Source organism: Mucilaginibacter sp. A5337 (assembly GCF_059690695.1).
Window position 1 is genome coordinate 661894 of record NZ_JCAWEC010000003.1, and the last position, 25714, is coordinate 687607.

Annotated in this window: 21 protein-coding genes; 13 read left to right on the forward strand and 8 right to left on the reverse strand. The window is 40.9% G+C overall.

What is annotated here, in order from left to right:
• From AC59JO_RS12790 to AC59JO_RS12810, 5 genes are all read left to right on the forward strand, one after another.
• A complete protein-coding gene (locus AC59JO_RS12790; protein ID WP_497305705.1) occupies positions 1 to 927 on the forward strand; it encodes a metallophosphoesterase family protein in 927 nt (308 codons plus the stop codon).
• Between the two features lie 60 nt (positions 928 to 987).
• Positions 988 to 3189, forward strand: coding sequence for an alpha-galactosidase (locus AC59JO_RS12795; RefSeq protein ID WP_497305707.1), 2202 nt, complete (start codon positions 988 to 990; stop codon positions 3187 to 3189).
• Positions 3190 to 3223: 34 nt separating this feature from the next.
• Positions 3224 to 5791, forward strand: coding sequence for a beta-galactosidase GalB (gene galB / locus AC59JO_RS12800; RefSeq protein ID WP_497305709.1), 2568 nt, complete (start codon positions 3224 to 3226; stop codon positions 5789 to 5791).
• A gap of 58 nt (positions 5792 to 5849) precedes the next feature.
• A complete protein-coding gene (locus AC59JO_RS12805; RefSeq protein ID WP_497305711.1) occupies positions 5850 to 7988 on the forward strand; it encodes a family 20 glycosylhydrolase in 2139 nt (712 codons plus the stop codon).
• 546 nt (positions 7989 to 8534) lie between these two features.
• Entirely contained in the window at positions 8535 to 10268 is a 1734-nt protein-coding gene (locus AC59JO_RS12810) for a phospholipase D-like domain-containing protein (RefSeq protein ID WP_497305713.1), read from the forward strand.
• A gap of 183 nt (positions 10269 to 10451) precedes the next feature.
• On the opposite strand, the gene AC59JO_RS12815 is transcribed toward AC59JO_RS12810, so the two are convergent.
• On the reverse strand, positions 10452 to 11933 hold the full coding sequence (locus AC59JO_RS12815) for a hypothetical protein (RefSeq protein WP_497305715.1): 1482 nt from the start codon (positions 11931 to 11933) through the stop codon (positions 10452 to 10454).
• Between the two features lie 132 nt (positions 11934 to 12065).
• Between AC59JO_RS12815 and yiaA the strand changes: the two genes are divergently transcribed.
• Positions 12066 to 12533 carry an inner membrane protein YiaA gene (gene yiaA, locus AC59JO_RS12820; RefSeq protein ID WP_497305717.1) on the forward strand — a complete coding sequence of 156 codons (468 nt, stop codon included), beginning with the start codon at positions 12066 to 12068 and terminating at the stop codon, positions 12531 to 12533.
• Between the two features lie 79 nt (positions 12534 to 12612).
• Here yiaA and AC59JO_RS12825 read toward each other — a convergent pair whose 3' ends face one another.
• The 3 genes from AC59JO_RS12825 to AC59JO_RS12835 all read right to left on the reverse strand — a co-directional run bounded on the left by AC59JO_RS12825 (position 12613) and on the right by AC59JO_RS12835 (position 14429).
• Complete coding sequence (locus AC59JO_RS12825; RefSeq protein ID WP_413666578.1) at positions 12613 to 13104, reverse strand: DUF421 domain-containing protein; 492 nt, start codon at positions 13102 to 13104, stop codon at positions 12613 to 12615.
• A 163-nt stretch (positions 13105 to 13267) separates the two neighbouring features.
• Positions 13268 to 13942, reverse strand: a complete 675-nt coding sequence (locus AC59JO_RS12830; RefSeq protein WP_497305719.1) for an NAD(P)-dependent oxidoreductase — start codon at positions 13940 to 13942, stop codon at positions 13268 to 13270.
• 10 nt (positions 13943 to 13952) lie between these two features.
• A complete protein-coding gene (locus AC59JO_RS12835; protein WP_497305721.1) occupies positions 13953 to 14429 on the reverse strand; it encodes a hypothetical protein in 477 nt (158 codons plus the stop codon).
• A gap of 132 nt (positions 14430 to 14561) precedes the next feature.
• Here AC59JO_RS12835 and AC59JO_RS12840 point away from each other — a divergent pair, with 132 nt between their 5' ends.
• Both AC59JO_RS12840 and AC59JO_RS12845 read left to right on the forward strand, forming a co-directional pair.
• Entirely contained in the window at positions 14562 to 15188 is a 627-nt protein-coding gene (locus tag AC59JO_RS12840) for a MarR family winged helix-turn-helix transcriptional regulator (RefSeq protein WP_497305723.1), read from the forward strand.
• A gap of 126 nt (positions 15189 to 15314) precedes the next feature.
• Positions 15315 to 16112, forward strand: a complete 798-nt coding sequence (locus AC59JO_RS12845) for a peptidase associated/transthyretin-like domain-containing protein (protein WP_497305725.1) — start codon at positions 15315 to 15317, stop codon at positions 16110 to 16112.
• Positions 16113 to 16473: 361 nt separating this feature from the next.
• Here AC59JO_RS12845 and AC59JO_RS12850 read toward each other — a convergent pair whose 3' ends face one another.
• A complete protein-coding gene (locus AC59JO_RS12850; RefSeq protein ID WP_413666583.1) occupies positions 16474 to 16701 on the reverse strand; it encodes a hypothetical protein in 228 nt (75 codons plus the stop codon).
• Positions 16702 to 16982: 281 nt separating this feature from the next.
• On the opposite strand from AC59JO_RS12850, the gene AC59JO_RS12855 reads away from it, so the two are divergent.
• Positions 16983 to 19127 (forward strand): alpha-L-fucosidase, encoded by a 2145-nt coding sequence (locus AC59JO_RS12855; protein WP_497305727.1) that lies wholly within the window; start codon positions 16983 to 16985, stop codon positions 19125 to 19127.
• Between the two features lie 60 nt (positions 19128 to 19187).
• Here AC59JO_RS12855 and AC59JO_RS12860 read toward each other — a convergent pair whose 3' ends face one another.
• Entirely contained in the window at positions 19188 to 20138 is a 951-nt protein-coding gene (locus tag AC59JO_RS12860) for a Smr/MutS family protein (RefSeq protein ID WP_413666585.1), read from the reverse strand.
• A 156-nt stretch (positions 20139 to 20294) separates the two neighbouring features.
• Between AC59JO_RS12860 and AC59JO_RS12865 the strand changes: the two genes are divergently transcribed.
• Both AC59JO_RS12865 and AC59JO_RS12870 read left to right on the forward strand, forming a co-directional pair.
• On the forward strand, positions 20295 to 20801 hold the full coding sequence (locus tag AC59JO_RS12865) for a DUF892 family protein (protein ID WP_413666586.1): 507 nt from the start codon (positions 20295 to 20297) through the stop codon (positions 20799 to 20801).
• 276 nt (positions 20802 to 21077) lie between these two features.
• Complete coding sequence (locus AC59JO_RS12870) at positions 21078 to 22943, forward strand: M1 family metallopeptidase (protein WP_497305730.1); 1866 nt, start codon at positions 21078 to 21080, stop codon at positions 22941 to 22943.
• A 71-nt stretch (positions 22944 to 23014) separates the two neighbouring features.
• Here the strand turns inward: AC59JO_RS12870 and AC59JO_RS12875 are convergent, their stop codons facing one another.
• Both AC59JO_RS12875 and AC59JO_RS12880 read right to left on the reverse strand, forming a co-directional pair.
• A complete protein-coding gene (locus AC59JO_RS12875; protein ID WP_413666588.1) occupies positions 23015 to 23401 on the reverse strand; it encodes a YtxH domain-containing protein in 387 nt (128 codons plus the stop codon).
• Positions 23402 to 23588: 187 nt separating this feature from the next.
• On the reverse strand, positions 23589 to 23783 hold the full coding sequence (locus AC59JO_RS12880) for a cold-shock protein (RefSeq protein ID WP_090533335.1): 195 nt from the start codon (positions 23781 to 23783) through the stop codon (positions 23589 to 23591).
• A gap of 427 nt (positions 23784 to 24210) precedes the next feature.
• Here AC59JO_RS12880 and AC59JO_RS12885 point away from each other — a divergent pair, with 427 nt between their 5' ends.
• Both AC59JO_RS12885 and AC59JO_RS12890 read left to right on the forward strand, forming a co-directional pair.
• Entirely contained in the window at positions 24211 to 24861 is a 651-nt protein-coding gene (locus AC59JO_RS12885; RefSeq protein WP_497305733.1) for an HAD family hydrolase, read from the forward strand.
• Positions 24862 to 24948: 87 nt separating this feature from the next.
• Positions 24949 to 25713 carry a hypothetical protein gene (locus AC59JO_RS12890; protein ID WP_497305735.1) on the forward strand — a complete coding sequence of 255 codons (765 nt, stop codon included), beginning with the start codon at positions 24949 to 24951 and terminating at the stop codon, positions 25711 to 25713.
• Position 25714: the final 1 nt, after the last annotated feature.

Here is a 25714-nt window from a genome sequence, read left to right on the forward strand (position 1 = left end):
ATGACAAACACTGTCGACTCAAAAAAGAGACGGGACCTGGTAAAGGGGATAGGGCTGCTTGCAATATCATTGCCATTAGGAGTAAAACGCGAATCGAACGCTTTGGCCGTGCCGCACGGAAAAAAGCGGGTACTACGCGTAGCGCATATAACCGATGTACATATCCGCCCCGAACACGATGCCCCGGCGCGTTTCGGGCGTTGCATTGAAGAAATAAAGAAACATAAAGTCGATTTTTTTCTAAACGGAGGTGATTCCATATTCGCCGCCGACTACAATAATATTACCCGTGAGCGGGTAAACGAACAGTGGGCGATATGGAAAAACGTTCGTGAAAGATTTAAGGAGTATGAGGTATGGAGTTGTTTGGGCAATCATGATATGTGGTGGGCATGCCCGGACAAATCCGACAGAATGTATGGCAAACCGTTTGTAATAGCTCAGCTTGAAATGCCAGGCCGCTTTTACAGTTTTGAAAAACATGGATGGCATTTTATCATTCTCGACAGCAATAATGACAATGCAGGTTCATTAGATGCCGAACAGCGGAAATGGCTGGAGAACGATCTGGCATCACTACGGCGCGGTACGCCCGTTTTGTGTATGAGCCATTACCCGATTTTGGGCGTAAGCACCATAATGGAAGGCGGTAACCACACCGACGCGAGGTATATCACCGACTTATTTAATAAACACCGCGACAAACCTGTCACTTGCATAAGTGGCCATATACATTTACGTGATGAGGCTGAGTATGATGGTGTTCGGTACTATTGTAACGGCGCACTAAGTGGATTTTGGTGGGAAGACGGCGATAATAATTCGGCTGGTAAATATTACTACCGTGAAACCCCGCCTGGCTATGCCATATTGGATTTGTTTGAGGATGGAAGTATAACTAATCACTATTATCCGCATTCATTCTGATTAGGCATGCTATCCGGATATTATGACTTTAAAAAAATTGAACAAATTGAAAAGAAATAAATGAAAAGAAAGCTGTTTTTTTCGACGATTGCTTTTTGGGGCATCATCAACATCGCAAGCTCACAGGAAACGAATAGTAAATTACCCGCCTGGAAGGAAAATGGCAGGCCGTCCCTTTCTCAGGACTGGCTGATAAACCCTGTTCAGCAAAAAGCTGATGTTTATGCTGATGGCAAAAACATTATTCTGAGTAATGGTTTGGTAAAAAGGACCTTCCGCATTCAGCAAAATGTGGCTTGTATTGATTATAGCAATATGAGTAACGGCCAGCAATTGCTAAGGGCTGTAAAGCCCGAAGCGAAGTTAACTGTTGATGGCAGGGAATATAATATCGGAGGCCTTTACGGACAAAAGGAAAATGCCTATCTGCTGCCCGAATGGGTTAGCGGATTCAAAGGCAATGAAAATGATTTTCAGTTTCAATCCTTTTCGGTAACAGATATTCCTCCTTACATCCGTTGGAAACCGCGAGGATGGGCGCTGAATACTGTTCCCGGCTCTGGTAAAATGCTGTCATTTACCTATAAATCGAATGTTGACGATTTAAAAGATCTGCTTGTTACTGTACATTATGAACTGTATAATAACATTCCTCTTATTGTGAAATGGCTTTCGGTTCAAAACAAAGGAAATAAAACTATAAAGTTAAACAGGGTAGTAAATGAAGTACTTGCAACGGTAGAGGAAGAAAGTGCCGTAGTTGGTTCTCCGGCGCAAATGGAAAAACAGCACGGCCTTTATTTGGAGACTAATTATGCCTTTAATAATTCTATGCGATATGACATCAGTGACCAAACTACCCATTGGAAAGCTGATAGTAATTATACATCACAGGTAAATTATGATTATCAAACCCCTTGTTTATTAGAGGTATACCCGGAAAAAGCTACTGGTATAGAATTGGGAAAGGGGCAGGTCTTTAACTCCGTTCGCACTTATGAATTACTAATGGATAGTTATGACCGCGAAAGACGGGGATTGGCTATCAGGAAAATGTACAGTACTATAGCTCCATGGACAACCGAAAATCCCATCTTCATGCACCTGGTAAGCCGCAATGATGAAGATGTAAAAAAGGCTATAGATCAATGTGCGGCGACAGGATATGAAGCCCTGATCCTCAGCTTTGGAAGCCATTGCAATATGGAGGATAGTTCGGCCACCAATATACAACGCTGGAAAGTACTATCTGATTACGCGCACAGCAAACATATCCTGATTGGGGGGTATTCTTTATTTAGTTCAAGGCGGATCAGTGATGAAGATGATGTGATTGATCCGGTAACAAAAAAGCCGAATGCGGCGGCTTTCTTTGGTCATGCCCCCTGTCTGGGCAGTAAATGGGGACTGGCCTATCTGGATAAATTAAAATACTTTATTAGTAAAACCGGGTTCGACATTTTTGAAAATGACGGCCCTTATCCCGGCGATGTTTGTGCTTCGACTACGCATCCTGGCCATAAAAACCTGGATGATAGCCAATGGCAGCAAATGGAGTTGCAAAAAGGTTTATACCATTGGTGCAATGAGCATGGTGTTTATGTAAACGCTCCCGACTGGTATTTTCTGGATGGCACCAATAAAATTGCCTTAGGCTACAGGGAAGTTAATTTTTCTTTGCCGCGCGATCAACAAATGATCCTGAACCGTCAGAATATTTTTGACGGTACCTGGGAAAAGACCCCCGCCATGGGCTGGGGATTTGTACCGCTTACCCGGTATCAGGGTGGTGGCCCCGAAGCCGTGCTGGAACCGCTTGCTGATCATTTGAAAGATTATGAACAATTGATGATGCAATACTACGGGGCGGGAGTTCAGGCCTGTTACCGCGGACCAAGATTGTACGATGCCGAAACTACCCGGAAGATGGTGGTAAGCGTCATTGATTGGTATAAAAAGTATCGCAGTATCCTTAACTCCGAGATTATCCATCTTCGCCGGGCCGATGGCAGGGATTGGGATGGTTTGCTGCATGTGAATCCGAAACTGGGTACAAAAGGAATGCTCATGCTTTACAATCCACTTAAAGTTGGCATCACAAGAACCATCAAGGTACCCTTGTATTACACCGGTTTAACAAGCTCAGCACTACTCAGGGAGAAAGGAGGGGCGGCCAAAAAGTATGCTGTTGACAGGAAATATGAGATAGAGCTAACCTTCAATATTGCACCCGAAAGTTATACATGGTTTACTATTGAGTAAAATGGGCCGGACAATATCATACTTTGATTTTAAAATGAAATTTTTTTTCTTAATTGGGATATTAGGGTTGTTGGCCAGCATTAATCGGCCGGAAGCCGGCTTTGGACAAATCAAAGCAGCAAAACACTCGTCGGGCATTAATACCAATACTATAGTAACTATGGGATCGTCAGATACCCGCTCTTTCGATAGTAACTGGCTTTTTTCAAGATTTGGCTTACAGCCGGAAGGGACAACAATACCGGAACCTCCCGGATTGGAACAGGTGACTGTAAACGATGCATCCTGGCAAAAACTTGATCTGCCTCATGATTGGGCAATCCAGGGGCCGTTTCGTATGGAACTTGCCGGAGAAACGGGCAAATTACCCTGGAAAGGCATTGGTTGGTACCGCAAGCATTTCAGTATTCCGGAGGCTGATCGTGGAAAAAGGGTATTTGTAGATTTTGATGGTGCAATGGCTTACGCCAGAGTCTGGCTTAACGGTCACTATCTTGGTACATGGCCTTATGGCTACAATTCATTCCGCATGGATTTAACACCCTATTTGAAATTTGGCGGGGAAAATGTTTTGGCGGTTAACCTGAATACTGAAAAATGGGATTCCCGATGGTATCTCGGTGCTGGTATTTACAGGCACGTATGGTTGGTGAAAACAAATCCGGTACACGTTGCGCATTGGGGAACCTATATTACCACGCCCGAAGTTAGTAAAGATGCAGCCACGGTAAAAATGGCTATTTCTGTAGATAACCAGGGGGTAACGCCGGTGAATGCGGTTATAAGTACCAATGTTTACGAACTTGATTCCGCCAATAGGCGTGGCGCAAAAGTAGTTTCCGCAAGCAGATCGGCAATAAAAATAGAAGCCGCAGTAAGCGTTACTGCCAATTTGCAGGCGCTTGTATCCCATCCTAAGCTATGGGATATAGCTTCACCAAACCGGTATATCGCACAAACATCGGTTATTGTAAATGGTAAAGTGGTGGATTGTTATAACACCCCTTTCGGTATTCGCACGCTACAGTTTACTGCAGATAAAGGGTTTCTGCTTAATGGCAAAAGAGTAGCTATACAAGGCACGTGCAATCATCACGACCTCGGCGCGCTTGGAGCTGCTTTTAATCTCAGCGCGTTAAAGCGGCAGTTTAAAATACTTAAAGAGATGGGATGCAATGCCTTGCGCACCTCCCATAATCCACCCGCTCCCGAATTGCTCGAGTTAGCAGATCAAATGGGTTTCCTGGTTTGGGATGAGGCCTTCGATTGCTGGAAGCATGGAAAAAAGAAGCTGGATTATAATAAACTTTATGACGAGTGGAACGAAAAAGACCTGAAAGCGATGGTCCATCGTGATCGCAACCATCCTTCGGTATTTATTTGGTCTATTGGTAATGAGGTAATGGATCAGCGGGATGTGGATATGACGAAGCATCTTGCGGGTGTGGTACGTGCGGAAGATCCAACGCGTCCGATTTCTAATGGCTATAACGATCCCGACGGTGGCCGGGAATCCGGGGCTGTTGTTGCGTTAGACGTTATGGGAGTCAATTACTTTTTTAGTCAGCAAGCTAAATGGGATGCAGATCCACGTTATAAAGACAAGCCTACTATTGGGAGTGAAACATCCTCCTGCGTGTCTTCAAGAGGGGAGTATTTTGGGGAGAAGGAATATCAGGACTGGCAGGTTTCCTCATATGATATAGCTAAACCAGGATGGGGTTGCAGCCCGGATGAGCAATTTAGAACAAATGCTAAATTTCCTAACCTTTTGGGCGAGTTTGTATGGACAGGTTTTGATTACCTCGGCGAACCAACACCGTATGGTTCTGATGAAACAAACCTGTTAAACTTCAGGAACGATCCTTCAAAAAAGGCCGAACTGGAGAAAAAGCTGGAAGAAATGCGACTGCATAATCCGCCTTCGCGCAGCAGTTATTTCGGCATTGTTGACCTGGCGGGCTTTCCTAAAGACAGATTTTATCTTTACCAATCGCACTGGAGACCGGAACTTCCTATGGCGCACATTCTGCCACATTGGAACTGGCCGGAAAAGATTGGCGGGCATATTACGGTGCATGTTTATACATCTGGTGATGAGGCCGAATTGTTCGTTAATGGCAAAAGCATGGGGCGCAAAAAAAAGAGGCCCGGGCTGGATTATCGTTTGGTTTGGGATAGCATAAAATATGAGCCCGGAACTGTTAAGGTGATTGCCTACAAAAACGGTAATCAATGGGCTACGGATATGGTTAAAACCACCGGCGAAGCGGCAAAATTATCCCTATCTGCCGACAGAACTGTTATTGGGCTGGATAATGATCTTGCTTATTTTACGGTTAGGGTAGAGGATAAAGAAGGGCTAACCGTACCGGGGGCACATCCTTTAGTGAAATTCAAAGTAGAAGGGCCGGGCGAAATTGTTGCTACAGATAACGGCGATGCCACCAGCTTTGTATCTTTTAAAAGCCATGAGCGCCCGGCATTCAATGGATTAGCGCTGGTTATTGTCCGCGCAAAAAAAAGAATGAAAGGGAAATTCACGGTGAAGGCCGGTAGCGACGGATTAGAGGGGGCAGCTGTAAGCGTTATAGCAAAATGAACTAATAACCCTTCAGCTATCTTAATTGTTATTTAAAGCCATATCAAAATTTATTTGAATGACCTCAGCAAAAAAATTAATCACATATATCGCCTTTTTTGTTTTAATACAATCGGGCCTGCACGCCCAGGTGAATAACATTGCGCCGAATATTATACCGGCGGTTCATCAATGGCAGGCAGGTAACGGTAGTTTTATTATCAATGCTGCCACGGTGTTTAAATTTAAGCCATCTTTATCAACACAAAAAACCGTTGCAATATTCCTTAAAGACCTGGCTGCGTTGCAAGATAAGGAGCAACAATCCGGGTTACGGGCAGAAAGATCGAAGAATGATATCATTATAAAAATCAAACCAAAGCGTCACTTAACTCAACTCCAAAGGGAATCTTATCACCTGGAAATAAAACCGGACAAGGTTACTATAAAGGCAATGGACGAGGTTGGTGTTTTTTATGCTACCAGGACCTTGCTGCAGTTAATTGAACAGAGTGCCGATAAGCAAAGTATCCCTTGTTATACAATTTCAGATACCCCTGCTTATCCTTTTAGGGGATTTATGCTGGATGTTGGGCGCAAATTTTTCCCGATATCGCAGCTGAAAGATTACATATGCCGCATGAGTTGGTATAAAATGAATCAATTGCAACTGCATTTAAACGATCAGGCTTTTCACGGCCAGCATTATGCGGCTTTCAGGGTCCAAAGTAAAACATATCCTCAGCTAACAGCAACAGATGGATTTTACACACAACAGGAAATCAAAGATTTGATTCAATACGCAGCAGACCGTGGTATAAATATTATCCCGGAAATTGATGCGCCCGCCCACGCCATGAGTATTTTGGATATTGCCCCCGAGCTAAAAAATGAGAAGTTGCAGGATGGGCAATTGGATGTATTAAATCCCAAAACCACCGCCATGATGGAAAAGATCTACGATGAATTTGTGCCGCTATTTCCATCGCCCTATTTCCATATCGGAACTGACGAATACAGATTTAAAAAGGCCACTACAACGGAAGACCGTAAGGCTTTTGCGGCAGGTTTTTGCAACTATATCAATCATTTCAACAGATACATAGGTGCTAAAGGGAAAAAAGTGATGATATGGTCCGGATACAACGAAATGCCGGGATTTACTCCTATTGATAGCAATATAGTGATTGATATGTGGTTGGGCAATAATGCGAAAGAGGAGATTAAAGCCGGGCACCAGGTGGTACAATCAACTGACGGATGGCTGTATATTGTTCCGGGGACAAATTACTATGGCGTAGATAACAAGTTTTTATATGAAAAATGGGCACCTAATGATTTCGGGCCAAACCAGCAGCTAAGCCCGGGCGAGCCTGATTTGTTAGGGGCGAAGCTGCATGTATGGAATGACCTTGGGCCGATGGGTTTTACCTACCATGAAACGGCAGAAGAGGTTGCGGTTGCTTTGCCCGTAATGGCCGAAAAACTATGGGGTAATAAAATGTCACCTACTTTTGATGAATTTATAAAGAGAGTTGATAGCTTGAAAAACGTACCACAAGTAAATGATACAAGGCTACTGGAAGCTCCTAAAAACAGTGATCCAATCATTAATGTTGACTTTAAAGAACATAGTTTACCCGATGCTATTAATAAACAGTTAATAAAACCTTTAAACGGTTATGAATCAAAATCTGTATTAGCGCTTGATCAACATGATTTTGTTCGGCTAAACCTACAAGCCGACGAGTTAGAACAACCCTGGACACTGAGCTTCTGGGTTAAAAAAACAGATACCCGCGATACAACAGCTACGGTGCTGTTCGAATCGCCGTATGGAACAGTTTTTCTGAACCTTAAGGATAAAAAATCAGGTAAGACCGGTTTAGGTATTGCCCGGACTGTTGGCTATAAAGAGTACGCAGGTGAGGGTGAAGATTTTTATCGTCAGATATTTAATAGCATTGTCCCTGTAAATAAATGGACGCAGATAACGTTGACTGGTGGGCATAACACCTGTACCTTATATATCAATGGCAAAGAAACAGAGTCAGTCGAAAAGCAATTCATTTGCCCGCTAAAGACAATAGGAAGCAGCAACGTCCATCTTTCAGCTTCAGCGTTTTTAACCAATATAAAAGTATTCGGCCGGATATTGAAAAAAGATGAAATAATGGCATTGTATTTAAATTCGGAGCCTTTGAACCAATTAAATTGAAAAGCAAATAAAGTATTTACCTGCATACCCGAAGATCTGAAGAAGTTGCTTACCACAGCCGGGGGGGCTATTTGGTCAGGTTTTCTCCTCTGCAAGAAAAACAGGCGAAGCACGAAATTTATTATTGAAAAAAAATATATGCTATTGAATATCAATAGTATTCTTTTTAACTTTCAATACTTAATCTTATCTCGCTATGCTAAGAACAGATCGTCCGGAGCGCCTTGCTTTTTATGAAAGTAGAGCTTATTTGTTAGCGAAAGAGCAGTTGAAAAAGGACAGGCTAAGCAGTACCCAACAACGGGTGTATTTTAATTTGAAAGTTATTAGTTTTCTGATTATTAGATTTTTGACGATTAGTAGTGATAGGTGTACTTATTGCGGAATACCTGTTTCCAACCCCGGCGGCCTCTGTTCGGACAAGGTGTTAATGATATCCGCGTCAAGCGTAACTCACTTTGGTATTACCCCGGTGGGCATACTGAATCGGTGGCAAGCCCAACACTATGCTGGAAGCAATAATAAAACCACTTAAACTTTAATCATATGTCAACTTTACCTGATTTTGAGGTTTGCGGCAACAGCACTACCGCACTCTTTACACTTAAGTTATTCCGCGGCGAAAGAATGGCCCTACTTGGCATGAACTGGAAAAAAGACAAACCGGATCCTGACTTTGTTGGGTTTGCTATTGAATACAAGGAGCCCGGCGGCAATAAATTCTATCCGGTCAACAACCGGTTGAGTTTTCTGCAAAATGATGGGAATGTCAATCCAAATACGCTTTCGAGCCGTTTGTCGCCTATTCAGAAATTCCGCTGGGTTCATTTTCCCTATCATCCGGATTTAAAAGGGCCATACACCTATCGTGTGACACCGGTATTTATGGACGCAACAGGGCACATGAGTTACGGCGAGTTCCAGGAAGCTGCTATAGAGTTAAGTGGCGAAACTTATCCCGGGGTTTTGAATATCGCGTTCACTCGCGGCTTTATCTCGTCCCAGGCTTTCGTTGACCGTTTTCAGAAAGGCGATGAGGCACAACCTTTGTTACCGGCAACCGGCGCAAATGGGCTTGATTTTAAATCGAAAAATCCGCAGCAACAAGTGGCGCTTGCCTGGATGGGGTTTGAAGCCCGCGAAATTATCATGACTTTGTTGGAAGATGCTTTCAATGACCCGCAGGCTGAAGTTAGAGTAACCGCTTATGATTTAAACCTGCCCGATCTGGTAGATGCCCTGGTTAAACTGGCAAAAAAAATAAACGATAAACTGCAAATTATAATTGATGACTCCAAAGATCATGGGGATGACGATTCCTCCGAAACACAGGCAGCCAAAATCTTAAGCGATGCCGGAGCTAAAGTACAACGTCAGAAGGTTGGTAATTTACAGCATAACAAAACTATAGCAGTTCGCGGCGCACAGGTGAATACCGCTATCGGGGGCTCTACTAATTTTTCCTGGCGTGGCTTTTTCGTTCAGAATAATAATGCAGTAGCGGTACATGGTGCAGAGCAGGTGCAATTGTTTTTTGATGCCTTTGATAATTTATGGAATAACAAAAACGATAAAAGTGGTTTTGCAGCTACTGCTTCTGCCGAATGGGCAGAACTCAACTTAAATGGGGTAAATGCTAAACTTACCTTTTCGCCGCATGGAGAAAACAAACAAAAAGTTAGCAATAAATGTCTTGCTGAGATAGCTAATAATATCAGTGCAACACAATCCAGCCTGCTTTTTTCACTGGCTTTCTTATATCAAACAAAGGGCTTGATTAAAAATGCAGTAAAGGCGATTACCGATACACCCGGCCGGTTTGTTTATGGAATATCTGACAAAAAAGTTGGCGGGCTCGATCTTAAAGTACCCGGTGGCAATGAACCGGTGGCTTATCCCGCTGCTTTACTGTCTGATGTACCCGAGCCTTTTAAAAGTGAATCAGCAGGCGGCTCGGGTATTCATATGCACCATAAGTTCGTTGTGATTGATTTTGACCTGCCTACGGCACGCGTGTACACTGGTTCTTATAACTTTTCAGTCGCTGCAGATGAAGACAATGGTGAAAACCTCTGGTGTTTCGATGACCGCCGTATTGCTGTAGCCTATATGATCCAGGCGATCGCCATGTTTGATCATTACGAGTGGCGTGATGCTTATGCTAAAGTACCGGGCGGAAAACTTTATCTCAAAACGCCACCAGCTGCCGGCGGAGCTGCCTGGTTTGATGAAGATTTTTCTGATCCACAGAAAATAAAAGACAGGGTGCTGTTTTCTTAATAGAACAATAACATGGTTTTTCGAACTGAATTCAACTATGATCGCTTAAAAAGAAGCACGTCACAAAGCGTGCTTCTTTTATACCCCGGAAATTTTATAAATAGATACCAGTAACCGGCGGTATTCCGAGAGATTAGCTTACCGCCATTCAATTATAGTGTATATTATTTGATAGTAGTTATCTTATAAAAGCGTTAAAACTACTTTATAAGCTGTTTTTTTCTCCCAGCGCGCTATTAACCAGGCAATAAAGCTCAACGTGAAGATATCGTTATTTTCCGCCTGGTTTAGCAACGTTGAAACTGCCTTTCTGTAGTTTGTTTCAAAAGCCACATCTGGTTTTAGCAGATATTTTTCAACCAGTCTCAAAAATAATAACACGCGCTCTTCCGAAGTTTTCAACAAATACTTTTTATATCGCCGTCTGAAGCTGTTTAGCCGGGACATGGCAAGCTCGATGTTGGAAAACTGTGCCTGGACCAAAATTTCCATTAAATTCTTTCGAATAGTCCATAACATGCCCATTTTTTTCTCGTACCAGGCATCGGTACGCGTCAGTAATGCCAACTGTTTTAAACTTTCCCGGTTATCGCACAAGGCTAAAAACATGGTTAGGCATATTCGTAAATCCTCGATATCTTCGGTTTTAGATGTATACTTTGTATTGGAGAGCGAATTTTGCAACAGTAGGATCGCATCGGCAGCAAAGCCTGTAAAAAACAAGTTGAGCGCAGAGAGTAATTGATGGCGTAGATAAAACAACGAGTAATAACGACCATCTGTTTTCATTAAATCCATCATTTCGTGGAGATAGGATGTACTTTTTGCAAAGCTCTTTCGCCGCAGATGAAAGTTGGCCAAAAAATACAAGATAGAGATATGGTAAAAAAGATAAGATTGTGTTTTATGCGTCTGGTTTTCTATAAATTGATTTGTTCGGTTAACATAGCGCTCTATCAATTCGTAATTTTGCTGTATCGCCGCATATTCGTTCGCTATGAAAAGAATTTGGTAAATGGACTTATAGGTCATGATGTCCTGTACAGAAATTTTGTATTTCCGGATAGTTGTTATCATCAGAGACGTCAAATTAACCACCTTTCCTTTCAGGTGTATCTCCTGTAGTTCCAGTCTTAAAAAGGCGTACGCCATGTTAAGCTTTGCCTCTCGTTGCATTTGCGACTGGTTATATAAGAAGCGTGAGGTCAAGGCTTCGAAATCTTCAGCTTCCGGCAAATGGGAATACTGCAGCTTCAACAACAATAACTCATTTAATAAATTAAACTGTTCCAAATGTTCGGCCAGTCGCTCAGCCTTATCCAAACATTTGAACGCTATCTTAGGCACATCATTTTCTAACAAAAAGCGTCCCACTACAACCAGGCGCAGCGCGTCGTAAGTGTCGGAGTGATTGCTTTCGAAGGTTTTCTGCGATAGGAATAGCAGCAAATTATCCTGTAGCCTTTTACGCAGAGCATGGTAAGCATCTTTGTTTTTCTCCGGTTTGTAGAGCTTATTTATGCCATCTATATCGTCAGTTTCTATTAATTCAAGTAATTGCAGGTTTTTAACATCCAGCCTTTTGTTTTTTTGCTGTAAAAATTGCCTGAAAAGCTTTTTGTCTGTACTATCGAGTAGGTTGATCAACTCCGAAAGTGAGTCCATATAGTTGTGTTGACGAATATAAAGATATGATATTAAAAAATTATATCGTCAGTAATTTTCATAATCTGGTTTTTATAAGCCCGCTTTCCGGCCGACATTTGCTTTCATATTAATCAATAAAACAAAACGAATATGGAACCGCTACAAAACAGAACAGAAGAAAATTCATCCCTGCTAAAACATGGAGACAAGGTTAGAAACCCGTTTAAACCGACTGCCGCATTTATAGGGGCATCCTGGTTTGCCTTATTAACAGGGATGGTGGGATATTGCATCGGCTTATGGAACGCGAGCATGGCATTAAATGAAAAAGGCTATTATTTCACCATTTTATTATTTGGCTTATTCGCAGTAATATCTGTTCAAAAAAGCGTCAGGGACAGAGTTGAAGGACTTGCCGTAACAGACCTTTACTACGGTCTGAGTTGGTTTGCCACTATCGCAGCAATGATATTATTGACGATTGGCTTGTGGAATGCAGACCTGGCCCGAAGCGAGAAAGGTTTTTACGCCATGGCGTTCTGCTTAAGCATGTTTTCGGCTATAGCCGTACAAAAAAACACCCGCGATGCAAAAATGATAGAGGATAAAGAGCTGTAACGTAGCGGTTGCCAACCCGCAGTGTCTTGCCTTGCAAGCCTGCCGGTTTATTCAGATATAAGCTGCTTTGCTAATCGCCTTATTCTTCTTTTTTAACCGTCGTTATTTCTCCGTTACGTTCAATATATACTTTTAAAATCGTGCTCAAATCCTCGGTAAGTGCCGATTTGCGGACACCCTGCATCAAATCTTCATGATTTAGCTGAGCACGCTTCATATTTTGCTCTATGAACCGCCCCTTTTCATACAGCAGGATTTTTTCGCCCTGTATCAGTTTGGCAAATATGTTATGGCTTGTAATAAGCCAGGCAACCCCGCGATGAAGAGCCACAATTACAAAACATGTGATGATGACTGGTATAAATGGCGAAGCCCCAACAATGGCACGGCTTAATACAGCTCCTAATGTTATTGTGATGATATTATCTAACGGGCCACGTACGCCAAAACTCCGGCGTCCCGAAATGCGGATCAGCAATAATGCTATCAGGAACACCGCTGCACCCCGGCTGCTCATCTGGAAGGCATTCAGATCTTTGCCTTCGCCAAATATTTTAACCAAAACATCCATCTTATAATAATTTATAATTGGCTGATTTTGTTTTTATTCCGTCATTGTAGTACACTTATAACAAATCCGTTTTTTTACAAAATTCCCCATAAATGATTTGGAATGATTTAATAAGTGTTTCTTTTGTTTGTATTACATAATATCTTCTTCAAGATATCATGGTTTAATAGCCTATTTCAACAATGGTGTTATAGGTTGCCTGATTGCTAATGTTATTAATGATAAAGTGCGCAACATCGGCTCTCGATATTTTCAGGCAATTTTTAAGAAACGTGTCGATGGCTATCCGGTATTTACCGCTAACGGTTTGGTTTGTAAGTTGCGGAGGGCGGACGATAGTCCAGTCGATATTATTGCTTTGTTTTACCAATATCTCCATTTTACGCAAATCGGCATACATGTACTTTAGTAGTTTTTGAACAACATATTTTTCAATTAGCCTGACATAAAATGGTAGCACAGGACTTATCTCAATAGCGCTTGCCGATATAAGGAACAGCCGTTTTATACCTTTTTGGTCCATCACTTTTAAAACATTTGCATTGCCTTCCGAATACAAAGTTGTTGGTTTATCGGCGCCGAAGCCACCGGCTACACCTATTGCCGAAATTATAGCATCCTGATTTTCAAAATGATCTTCAAAAGTGCCGGGGCGCATAACGTCTCCGCTTACTTTTTTAAGGTTTGGGTGTTCGATTGTCAGTTTTGTCGGGTTACGCAATATTGCCGTAACCAGATGGCCTGCCTGCAATGCTTGTTCAACGCATTGTAGGCCAATACCGCCGTTTGCACCGATAATCACTAATTTATAAACAGGGAAATTTTGCTGGTTTTTCATTTTTTTGCAATTAATTAAATTTAAAAACGCTTAAAAAAACTATACTGAAAAACAGCGCCAGCTGTATTGCAAAAAAGATATTGAGGTTTGTCTTAATTTGGTTTATCTGTTCTGTCAGGTAAGCTCCGTTTTTGTTGACGATGGTTCGTAGCTTTTCGCCCTGTCTTCTGCCAAAAAGAATTCCGTTCAGCATCAGTATTAAAACAATCCCTATTTTTATTCTAAACCATAATTGTTCACCAAATACGCCATGGGTTAGAGCCATCATACCAATGCCTGTTGTAACCAGTAAGGCAGCACCTATCCCAATCAACCTTGATGATCCGGATGTGCCGGCAAGTACGCCTTTTGATTTTGCTAAGTCTTCATCGAAATACTTCCAAAAAATTTTAAAAATAGTAAAGTCAATTATGGTAGTGCCCGCCATAATGGTTAGTCCTGTTAGGTGTAGTACTACTAAAGCCGGTAAAAAAGTTGATGCATTCATTTTATTGATAATTAAATTTTATTGCTTGTTATACCATATGGTACTAAATTAATACAATAATATACCAAAAGGTAGTAAATAGCAAATATTTGTAGTGAGTTTTTTAAATTTGATACCAAAAGGAAGTAACGCGTGAATAAAACAGTTGAATTGGTTAAGCTTTGGGGCGATTATGAGATGCGAAATCCAGATTGTAGTTTGGATGATTTTTTTCGGCATCAGGTAACTGTAATGGCAATAGATGAAAAAAGGGCTGTGCCCGATTGGCAGCTAAGGCCCGGGATAAATGGAAGGCTCATGATTTTGATAAGGCGAATAGCTAAATATCATATGGTTTATTCAAACAAAGCGCTTGAGGGTACGGGGCTCGACCAGATAGAGGAGTTTGGTATATTGGTTACTATTTTTAACCAGGTTAATCCAATAAAATCTGAGGCTATTTACAATAATATAATCGAGCTATCAAGCGGTACTAATATGCTTAACAGGCTAAAAAAACGCGAACTGATAACCGAATATGACGATATTGATGATAAACGTATTAAGCGTTTAAAGTTAACAGCTCTTGGAGAAGATACTCTGGGGAAAGCCAAAGTACGTGTACTTGAAGTAGCGCGAATGATGGCCAGCGCATTGAGTGAAGATGATAAGCAACTCTGCTTTCAACTGCTTAATCCGGTTAGTGAAAAGTTTGACGGCACCTTTCAAAAATTTAAGAACAAAGGTTTTGATGAGATTTTTGAGGCTATGATGAAATAGGTAGTTGGTTTTTGCGGAAAAATGAAGCCGGTGATGCTGCAAGTGTTAATGTTTGTTAAAAGCATGCGGGTTGATAATTTATACGTATATTTAGTTAACCTACTTTACCTGTTAACTGAACCCGTCATGAAAACATTGAAACTTACCTTTACAGTGATATTGACGCTCCTGTCAATAAACCTGTTTGCTCAGCGTGTTAAGGGAATTGTGATTGACAAAACTACCTACCTGCCCGTAGCAAATGCTTTTATCAGCACACCTGCATCAAAAAATATAAGTAACGCCGAAGGAAAGTTTGTACTGGCCAATGTAAAGCCCGGCGATACTTTGGGGATCAATAGTATAGGTTACAAACCATTTAGGCTCGTTATCAGTTTTTTAAAATTCGATACTTTAAGGTGTTACATTACGCCTGATGCAACCGTTTTAAGCGAGGTGAAAATCAGGGCGAAACGTAATGCCAAAGCCGATTCATTGAGGAACAGGAGGGAGTTTGCCTCTGCATTCGCGTATCGCGGTTCAACTATAAAGGATGCGTTTATAACACGTCCGGCTGATCTTGATTTTGGTAAACCCAGCAATCACATCAACGCAGATAAAAGTACTGCAACTATTTTAAGTATTAACCTGCTTTCGGTGATTGACATGCTGGGTAAAAACAAGGCCCCGCAATCAAAGCTGCAAAAGATTTTGCTGAAGGATGAAGAAGATGAGTATGTCGACAGGTTTTTCTCGCCCGAAAAAGTGAGTTCCTTAACTAATCTTAAAGGCGATTCGCTGCAGAATTTTATAAACCAGTATCACCCCGATATAAATAAAGTGAAGAAGATGAGCGATTACGATATGATTAGCTACATCAAAAAAAGTTATAGCGACTACCTCAAATCAGGGAGTAAACAAATGGTGCCGTTATTTAGAAGATAAAATAACGGCACTTTTGTTTACTTATCTGTGTTTTACCCGTAATTAACCCAACGTACGGTTTAAATGCTGTCTTTATCTTTCAATTACAAGGTACTTTTTGTTGCAGCTATAACAAAAATATCTTTTAACCGGCAACCAAAATGTCAATATTTTTAAAATGCGTGGCCTGCGGATCCTTTGACCAGTGTTGGTTTGGCATGTTGGGCAAAATGTGCGGCTATGCCTCTTTCTTGAAAGTTCATTTTCAGTATCTACAATATGCATAACTTGAATACAATTAAACCCATTGTATCCTCATAGCAGGCTTTTATTGATTAATACCCAAAACTTTAAAAAACGTACTCTTTTTTCGGAATAGTTTTTATGAGGCTTTGCTATTATATGGATTGCTCGTAAGCACCGGCGACTTTTTGTTAAACCTATTCCATTCATCAATATTTACCAGGCCGGGAGCAGTTGCATAATGCTTTTTACTTGTAGGGCACGTAACTATAAAACCCTTACGGTTTTGTGCAATTACCGGACGTGCACCGCATTCTTTGCAAGGCTCACAATGGATGTTTGGTTGAATTTGTATAGGTTCTGCCATTACTTTTTTTAAAGGTTAAATAAACTCCAGCCATAAGGCCAGAGGATTTTAATTATGAATTAGGGTTTTGCCTGCGTCGTTACAAAGATGCAAATAATATTTTTATTAAAAAAACAGCAATTTTTGAGGTGTACTTCACAATTATACTGTGTGTTTATTGATAAAAGTGTAAAATAATAGTGAAATTGTGTGAAGATGTGTGTAATCTTGTTTACACTTGGCGGCTTTGGGTTTTGTTTATTAACAACTTTTTTACACTTTGAACTACCGAAATTTTTGCCATGAAAAAAAATGTTTGCTTTCTGTTATTATTAATTTGTACTCAGTTTGCATTTGCACAGCCACCCTCATCTTCAATAAAGCAATGGCAGGATCAAAAGTTTTCTATGTTTATCCATTTCGGGGGTATTTATTCGGTTTTGGGGGGTGTTTGGGATGGCAAACCTGTTACCCGCGGTTTAAGTGAGCAAATTCAGGCTCATGCAGGTATTTACAGCGATACATACGCTAACCTCGCTAAAAACTTTAATCCGGTAAACTGGAATGCCGATAGTATTGCCTTGCTGGCTAAGGCAGCAGGTATGCGCTCTGTTGTGCTTACTTCAAAACATCATGATGGGTTTTGCATGTTTAAAACAGCAACTACTGATTTTAACGTAGTTGATGCTACGCCTTTTAAGCGTGATGTGGTAAAAGAAATGGCCGAAGCTTGTAAAAGGCATGGTTTGAGATTTGGTTTATACTTTTCGCTGATAGACTGGCATTATCCGCAGGCATCGCCTATATCAAGCCATAACTCAGATTATGTAACGCCCGAGCATCATGAGTATAACAAAAAACAGGTAACCGAATTATTATCAAACTATGGAACCATATCCGAGCTTTGGTTTGATATGGGATCACAGAGTCCTGAGCAAAGTAAAGAACTTTATCAACTGGTTCATCGCCTGCAGCCCGATTGTATGGTGAGCAGCCGTTTGGGTAATGATCAGGGTGATTTTGCTGTTATGGGCGATAATCAATATCCCGATTATTCCATTGGGGTACCATGGCAGTCGCCGGCTTCATTTTTTGACGAAACATGGGGCTACCGGTCATGGCAGAAACGCGGCAGTGAGGACGAAAAATATAAGGAAAAACTGGAGAGTCTTATCCGTGTGATTAGCAGGGGAGGGAATTACCTGCTCAATATCGGCCCAAAAGGTGATGGTTCGGTAGTAGGTTTTGAGAAAGATGTTTTATTGAAAATAGGAGCCTGGCTTCACAGAAATGCCGAAGCTGTTTATGGTACCACTGCCGATCCGTTTTTTACAGCATTTAACTGGGGTAATATCACCAGTAAGCCAGATAAACTTTACCTTTTTGTTACCTCGGTACCGGCTGATGGTATTATTACTTTACCTGGCCTTGAAGGTAAGATCAAGGGAGTATCTGTTTTAGGTGAACAACAATCACTTCAATTTAAACAGATGGCCGATGCTGCTGTGATCACATTACCGGCAAATTTTGATAATGAAAAGCAAATTAAAGCTATAACAGTTGATATTGCCGAAGGTTATAAAGTACAACCCGTTCATATTATCAGGAGCAGCTACGGGCATATGGAACTGGATGAACATAATGCTTATAATTATTACAGTTCATCGGGTATTGATTATAACAGTAACTATCAAAGCACGGTAAAGCAAGCCTGGACAATTAAGCCTACCGCAACAGGAAAATATCGTCCCTCAATCAAGTATACCGACGAGGAGAAAGGTAATGTGATTGATCTTGCAGTTAACGATGTTACTACAACAATTAAGCTTGATAACGACAGGCTGATGAAGTACAAGGTTGATACCGCTAAAATTAAATGGGGGCCTCTATATATCACCGGGCCGTATTCAGCTGGTTTGGGCGGCTTAAATGGTATTGCCGACAAAATTGACGTTGCCAAGCCATATACTAACGACCCCGATAAACCATGGCAGCGCATGGATAGTTACAAAAACTGGCAGCTTATTGAGTTGCCTGCCAGAATGGATAATGCCTATTATATTCTGCAAAACATCAGGGTGGAAAAAGGTTTGATTTATGCGCAGGTTAAAATCACAAGCGGAGACGGTATTGTTGTTGTGTTCAATGGCACACAAATGATCATCAATAATAATCCGGACAAGGCCGGATCTGTAGACCATATTATTGGCCTTGATTTAATGCCCGGCAATAACCAGTTACTAATAAAAGTGTTCAACAATTTTAAAAAGAATATTCCTTTTGCTATCAGCCACAGTATCCCGCAAAACATCTACATAAAAGATCTTGACCCTGTAATGTTCGAGGCAAATAAGCTTTACCCGGTGAGTTTAAAGCTGCATGATCCTGCGTCGCCGCATCAAACTTTAAAGCTGCCTAATCTTGAGATTTGGTTTGCGAAAAAATAAGGAACTAAAAAGCAGACTTACGAAGTTCTCAAAACTTCGTAAGTCTTAGGCAAGAAGCCGTTATTTCAACAATACCTTGGTAGCACCGTAACCAAATTTCTCTTTACGGGCATCCATAAAAGTTTGTACTTTTTTATGTCTGCCTAACTGTTTGTGCAGTTCATTGCGTAGCGTACCATTGCCGGCGCCATGTATAAAAGTAATATCGGGTAGTTGATGCACTATGGCTGCATCCAGTGCTTTGTGGAAATGTGCCAACTGAATTTCCATGATCTCAGAACTGCTTAAAAATTGGTAGTCGTCACGCAGTTTTTCTATATGCAGATCAACCTCACTAACCGGTTTCTCGACAACTATTTTTTCGATTGGAGTTTCAAAAAAGCTTTCCTTTAGCTTTTGAGCATCAATAACCAGTTCGGGCTCATCAAGCCTGATCAGCCAGCCGGCCTGGTTAAGTAAGGGGATGTTCTTCTTAGTGGTCGAGAAATCTTTGGCTTTAAATTTTTCATGTATAGCTAAAGGTGCAGGAGGTTCAATATTTTGTTTGGTACTGAATAAAACACTGAAAATAAATTTAGGCCACACCTGCAGATCGGCCAGTTGCGCAGAGTAGATGTTTTCGGTTGATTTTGGTGCTATCACACCTGCAAATTCACCTTTAAATACCTGCTGTTTATCAGTTGTTAAAGTAGCTAATAGCTGAAATGATGTTTCATTAATTAAATGAAAATGCACTACAGAGTTTGCACGGGCATCGGTTACTACGCCAATGTAAACGCCTTTTTGCGCAAATTCAGCAGTTGCTATTGGTTTTTCATCAGTAGTATTTGTGTTTTTTGTTGTTCCTGCAGGCTGATAACCATGTACATAAGTTACTTTACTGGCCAGTACGGGAATCTCAAAGTCATCATCGCCGGTAACGCCTATCATTTGCTCGTCGATGATGCGGGTTACAAAACCTTCCATTTTTTCATCAACAAACCGAACAAAATCGCCTAATTTATATTTCATAATATTATGTTATTACTGTACAAAGTTAATTTATCCGGGCACATCCAGTCTGATAATAAAACTTACTTATTTTAAGGTAAGTTTGATAAGCAATTGTGTGATTAATAGCTTTTAAGAAATGTATCAACCATAATTATATACTTTGAACTTCATACCATGAGCAACAATACCCCTAAAACATTGGATAACGATTTGTTAAAACAGGTATTTGTCCACAACCTCAACCGCATCTATTTTGGTAAATGTTACCTTGATAAACATCTTGAGCATTTGAAGGGCCTGGCTTCGTTTACAGCATTACAGCAGGCGATACAGGAGTTTTGGGACGATATCAAAAAGCAGATACAACGGATGAATAAGGTGTATACCCTGATTAATGAAATCCCGTCAGATAAGAATTGCAACCCTATAAAGTCCATTGTTAAGGATGAGTTTTGCCTGGATGAAGGGCAAACTATACCGGTATTACTGGATATGGATATTATGATGTATCTGCAGCTACTTGAGCATATTAATATAACATCGTGCCATATGCTAATAATGGTGGCCAAACAGCTTAATTATACCGAAGCTCAACAATTACTTACTGAATGTAAAGACGAATCAATTGACAACGACGAACTGTTTACACTTATCAGTAAAGAATATATAGTTGCGAATTAAGCGTATATAAAAAGAAAGCCATCCGCATAGCGCAGATGGCTTAAATGTTAGTTATTTAATACCCCTATTAAAATAACTGATAACAAAGTAAAAAAAAATATATCCGATAGCACAAAATATTTATTCATAAATATTCTTTGTGACAGCTTTGTTACAAAAAGCGACTGATGTAACGATTTATCAATCACTTTTTTATTTTAAATTGTAGGATTAATGCTTCCCGCATATCGTTATTTAGTCCAATTGATTTAACTTGGCAACTGAAATTTAAGACGTATGACCAAAACCATTATTTTATCTGCTTTATCCTGTATTGCTTTTGTACAGGTTAAGGCTCAAAGCCTGTATATGCCCCGCGATATACAAAAAGCATTTAAAAACGAAACCCGCTCGGCCGATGGCCGCCCCGGCAAAAAGTACTGGCAAAATTATGGCCGCTATAACATCAGCATTACGGCCATACCTCAAAACCGCACCGTAAAAGGCACTGAGCAAATCACCTATATTAACAATAGCCCGGATACCTTAAAAAGGCTTAACATGAAGCTGATCCTGAACGTTCACAAACCGGGTGCCGCCCGTTTTGGTGATGCTGCAGCCGATTATTTAACGCCTGGTATTCAGTTTGATAATTTTTCGGTTAATGGGGACGCAAAGAAGGTTCCTTCTGCCTCAACAAATCAGTTTGTAAGCCTTAGCAAACCGCTTTTACCGCATGATTCTGTTAAATTGGATATCGGCTGGCATTTTGAAATTTCCAAAGAAAGCGGCCGCGAAGGCATGATTGATTCTACTACCTGTTACCTGGCTTATTTTTATCCGCGGGTATCGGTATATGACGATTACAACGGCTGGGATAGGCTTCCCTTCCTGGATGCACAAGAGTTTTACAACGATTTTAATGACTATACACTGCACGTTACTGCTCCCAAAAACTACGTAGTTTGGGCTACAGGCACACTGCAAAACCCTAACGAGGTATTACAGCCTGAATATGCTAAACGTTTGCAGGCCTCATTTACCAGCGACTCAACTATTCATGTGGCGTCTGCAGCTGAAATGGCCGCTCATAAGGTAACGGCTCAAAAAGACATGAATACCTGGACATGGACCGCCAACGACATCAGCGATATGGCTGTAGGCATTAGTGATCATTATGTATGGGATGCCGCCAGCGTTGTGGTTGATGATGCAACAAATCGCCGCGCAAGCATGCAGGCTGCTTTTTTAGATAGCTCGGAAGATTTCCATCATGCTGTACAGGCAGGCCGTAACTCATTGGGCTGGCTTTCACATAACTGGCCGGGTGTACCATATCCGTTCCCTAAAATGACTTCGTTTCAGGGCTTTGCCGATATGGAGTACCCTATGATGGTTAACGACAGCCACACTAATGATGTTCGTTTTTCGCAATTTGTGCAAGATCATGAGATAGCGCATACCTATTTCCCTTTTTACATGGGTATCAACGAAAGCCGTTATGCCTTTATGGACGAGGGCTGGGCAACCACTTTTGAATTGCTGATAGGCACATCAGAAGTGGGCAAAGAAAAAGCCGAAACTTTATACAAAACCTTTCGCGTTGACAGGTGGATTCATGATGCCGTAACTGCCGAAGACCTGCCGGTTATCACCCCATCAAGCGAGCTAAGGGGCGGATACGGTAATAACTCGTATGGCAAACCGTCGTTAAGTTATTTTGCACTGAAAGATATGCTGGGCGACGTATTGTTTAAAAAAGCCTTACACGGCTATATGGGCCGCTGGCATGGCAAGCACCCGATACCATGGGATTATTTTAACTCGATGAGCGATATCACCGGTAAAAACCTCGATTGGTTTTTCAACAACTGGTTTTTCACCAATTACTATATTGATTTATCGCTAAAAAGCGTAACCAAATCGGCAGGCGGTTATACTGCTGCTATTAAGAATGTTGGCGGCTTTGTAGTTCCGTTTGATGTAAAGGTTACTTATGCAGATGGTTCGACTGAAAGCATTCATCAAACACCGGCAGTTTGGGAAAAAAATCAAAAGCAAATTTCGGTAGATATCAAAACTACTAAAACCATTAAATCGGTAACCTTAAATGGCGGCATATTTATGGACGCCGATGAAAGCAACAACACCTGGAATAAATAATAAAAATGTTTATAAATAATAAAACCCGGCTATATTGGCCGGGTTTTATTATTTTATGATAGTACTAAATATTATGCGTTTTGTACAGAATTGTTCCAGTCATTAGCTGTTGCTTTAACTTTATCTTTTGCGTTTTCGGCAGCATCGCCGGCTTTGCCTGCAATTTCATCGGCTTTTGATTTAGCTGCGTCAACAGCTTTATCTTTGGCATCCCAAAGATCGCTTACAGTGCCGCTAAACTTGGTTTTAGCTTTATCAATTACATTATTGCTGTAATCTTTAATCTCTCCGGCTGTGGTTTGTGCTTTGGTTTTGGCTGTATCAACCAAATCATTTATATAGTCGGCAATATCGCCCCTTAATTCAGTGCCTTTTTCGGGAGCTAACAATAAACCCAAAGCTGCACCTGCTGCTGCACCTACCAATAGTGCTGCTATAATTTTTGCTTGATCTTTCATGTTCTTTGTTTGTTTTATGTGTAGTCGATTTATGATATTACAGGATAAACAACAACAATGCCAGTTTTTATTTGAAGATAATACCTAAATATTAAGTTTATATACCTGGCAGATTAACAAAAAGCAAAACAATAAAAAAGGCACTCAAAAAATTGAGTGCCTGATAGGCTTAATGATTATATTATAATTATATAACTTTTACATTTACCGCGTTAAGACCTTTACGGCCGTTTTCAACTTCGTATTCAACGGTGTCGTTTTCACGAACTTCGTCAATAAGGCCTGTTGAATGAACAAAAATATCCGGACCGCCATTGCTTGGCACTATAAATCCGAAACCTTTTGTTTCGTTGAAAAATTTTACTGTTCCTTGATTTTGCATTATTTTATTTATTAATGCGGCCAAGGTATGGATAATTTACCGTAATAAAGCAATACCATAACCCTAATTTAGATGTAAACTAAATAGGCCGGGAGACAGCCCGCCGAATAAATGATTAAACATCAGGAATCTAAAATCAGATTTCAACTCATGTAAATGCTTGTTTAATGGCTGAAAACTATGGTTTTAGATGCAAAAACATTCAGTTTTGAGTCAGCGAACTTCGCCGGAGGAATATCACAACAAAATAGCTTCAAAAAGTTTGTCCGATAATTCAGCCACATCCAACATCTCCCATGTATCAAATATTATCCGTCAATGTGTTTAAAGAATATAAGATGCCATCGGAGTTTAGTTTTTAAAAGGTTAAGTTTGCATCCGCATAACCGCGACTGTGGTTTATTTCCCTAAAAATAGAACAACGCAAATGAAGGCCTTTATATTTGACCTTAACGGTACCATGATCAATGATATGCCATATCATACCAAAGCATGGCAATATCTCTTAAATACTGATCTTGGCGGTAATTTTACCTGGGACGAAGTAAAACCCCAGATGTACGGCAAAAATCAGGAAGTATTAGTGCGCATGTTTGGCCCCGATCGTTTTACTACAGAAGAAATGGACAGACTTTCGTACCTTAAGGAACAGCGCTACCAGGACGAATTTTTACCTCACCTGGCACTTTTACCCGGTTTATATGAGTTTTTAGAGAAGGCTTATCAGGCTGGTATCCCCATGGCTATTGGCTCGGCAGCAATTCCTTTTAATATTGATTTTGTACTGGATAACCTTAACATCAGGCATTATTTTAAAGCAATAGTAAGTGCCGATGATGTGGTGTTAAGTAAGCCTCATCCCGAAACCTTTTTAAAAGCGGCGGAATTGCTGGGTACATTGCCCACAGACTGCATTGTATTTGAAGATGTACCCAAAGGTGCCGAAGCAGCTGCCAATGCAGGTATGAAAGCGGTAGTACTTACTACAACCCACCAACTGGAAGAGTTTGAAGCATTGCAGAATGTGATTCATTTTGCTGAGGACTTTACCGATAATTTTATTAATGGCCTGGTGTAATGATCAGTAGGGTTTGTTATTTTATCACTTGTTTTAACGTATTATTGTTCAGAATCCTGTTTATAAACCTGATCCGGACTTTTTACGATGAAACTTAAATTCAGCCTGCTTTTATTTGTTGCCGGTATGATCATCAGCTCGTGCAGTGATCATATTTATGCGCCGGCCATGCACCATAGCGATATTGCTTATCTGCCAAAACCGGTATCTGCCGATGTTGTTAAATCGGCAAATTACATTTCAGGTGCATTGGTGGTTGATGAAAGCCCTAATTACTCGGACGAGTTGGTTAGTGCGCAATTGAATTTAAGCCGTGGGCACGTGTTTGACCACTTTAACCTTGCCTACGGCGCTTTTGGTACGTTAGGAAACTATCATAACAGCGAGCTGCAGCCACAGGACCCCAACTATTTTAAAAATAAGTTTTTCGGCGCGGCAGGAGGGAGGCTGTCAGGCAACTTTTTTGTAAGCGGTAGCCATATCGATTTTCGTTTTATTGGTTTTGAAGCAGCTTACAGCCATGAGTTTGGCGATTATCTTAATTTCAGGAAGGCCGTTACCAATAAGCCGGGCTTTTATACTGATCCGCGCGCCGATCTGTTTACATTAGGTGGTACAACCGAAATTATATTTCATACCAATAAAGTTGCCAATCAGTTTGGTTTCCGGCTTTTCTGGGGCGGCACATTCGGCAACGATAATGTGTACCGAAATAAAAACAGCGATTACGACTACAGGGTTTATAATCCTGGTTTTGTAACCGCTGCTTATTTTATGCAGATTAAAAATTTTATAGGTATTGTTGAAGCCGGTAGCTACGTGCAGCTAAGACTTGGCTACAGGTTTAAATAGC

Bases quoted from the DNA above. Each gene is read 5' to 3' on its own strand.
- AC59JO_RS12790 (WP_497305705.1), top strand. From the start codon at position 1: ATGACAAACACTGTCGACTCAAAAAAGAGACGGGACCTGGTAAAGGGG.
- AC59JO_RS12795 (WP_497305707.1), top strand. From the start codon at position 988: ATGAAAAGAAAGCTGTTTTTTTCGACGATTGCTTTTTGGGGCATCATC.
- galB (WP_497305709.1), top strand. From the start codon at position 3,224: ATGAAATTTTTTTTCTTAATTGGGATATTAGGGTTGTTGGCCAGCATT.
- AC59JO_RS12805 (WP_497305711.1), top strand. From the start codon at position 5,850: ATGACCTCAGCAAAAAAATTAATCACATATATCGCCTTTTTTGTTTTA.
- AC59JO_RS12810 (WP_497305713.1), top strand. From the start codon at position 8,535: ATGTCAACTTTACCTGATTTTGAGGTTTGCGGCAACAGCACTACCGCA.
- AC59JO_RS12815 (WP_497305715.1), bottom strand. From the start codon at position 11,933: ATGGACTCACTTTCGGAGTTGATCAACCTACTCGATAGTACAGACAAA.
- yiaA (WP_497305717.1), top strand. From the start codon at position 12,066: ATGGAACCGCTACAAAACAGAACAGAAGAAAATTCATCCCTGCTAAAA.
- AC59JO_RS12825 (WP_413666578.1), bottom strand. From the start codon at position 13,104: ATGGATGTTTTGGTTAAAATATTTGGCGAAGGCAAAGATCTGAATGCC.
- AC59JO_RS12830 (WP_497305719.1), bottom strand. From the start codon at position 13,942: ATGAAAAACCAGCAAAATTTCCCTGTTTATAAATTAGTGATTATCGGT.
- AC59JO_RS12835 (WP_497305721.1), bottom strand. From the start codon at position 14,429: ATGAATGCATCAACTTTTTTACCGGCTTTAGTAGTACTACACCTAACA.
- AC59JO_RS12845 (WP_497305725.1), top strand. From the start codon at position 15,315: ATGAAAACATTGAAACTTACCTTTACAGTGATATTGACGCTCCTGTCA.
- AC59JO_RS12850 (WP_413666583.1), bottom strand. From the start codon at position 16,701: ATGGCAGAACCTATACAAATTCAACCAAACATCCATTGTGAGCCTTGC.
- AC59JO_RS12855 (WP_497305727.1), top strand. From the start codon at position 16,983: ATGAAAAAAAATGTTTGCTTTCTGTTATTATTAATTTGTACTCAGTTT.
- AC59JO_RS12860 (WP_413666585.1), bottom strand. From the start codon at position 20,138: ATGAAATATAAATTAGGCGATTTTGTTCGGTTTGTTGATGAAAAAATG.
- AC59JO_RS12865 (WP_413666586.1), top strand. From the start codon at position 20,295: ATGAGCAACAATACCCCTAAAACATTGGATAACGATTTGTTAAAACAG.
- AC59JO_RS12870 (WP_497305730.1), top strand. From the start codon at position 21,078: ATGACCAAAACCATTATTTTATCTGCTTTATCCTGTATTGCTTTTGTA.
- AC59JO_RS12875 (WP_413666588.1), bottom strand. From the start codon at position 23,401: ATGAAAGATCAAGCAAAAATTATAGCAGCACTATTGGTAGGTGCAGCA.
- AC59JO_RS12880 (WP_090533335.1), bottom strand. From the start codon at position 23,783: ATGCAAAATCAAGGAACAGTAAAATTTTTCAACGAAACAAAAGGTTTC.
- AC59JO_RS12885 (WP_497305733.1), top strand. From the start codon at position 24,211: ATGAAGGCCTTTATATTTGACCTTAACGGTACCATGATCAATGATATG.
- AC59JO_RS12890 (WP_497305735.1), top strand. From the start codon at position 24,949: ATGAAACTTAAATTCAGCCTGCTTTTATTTGTTGCCGGTATGATCATC.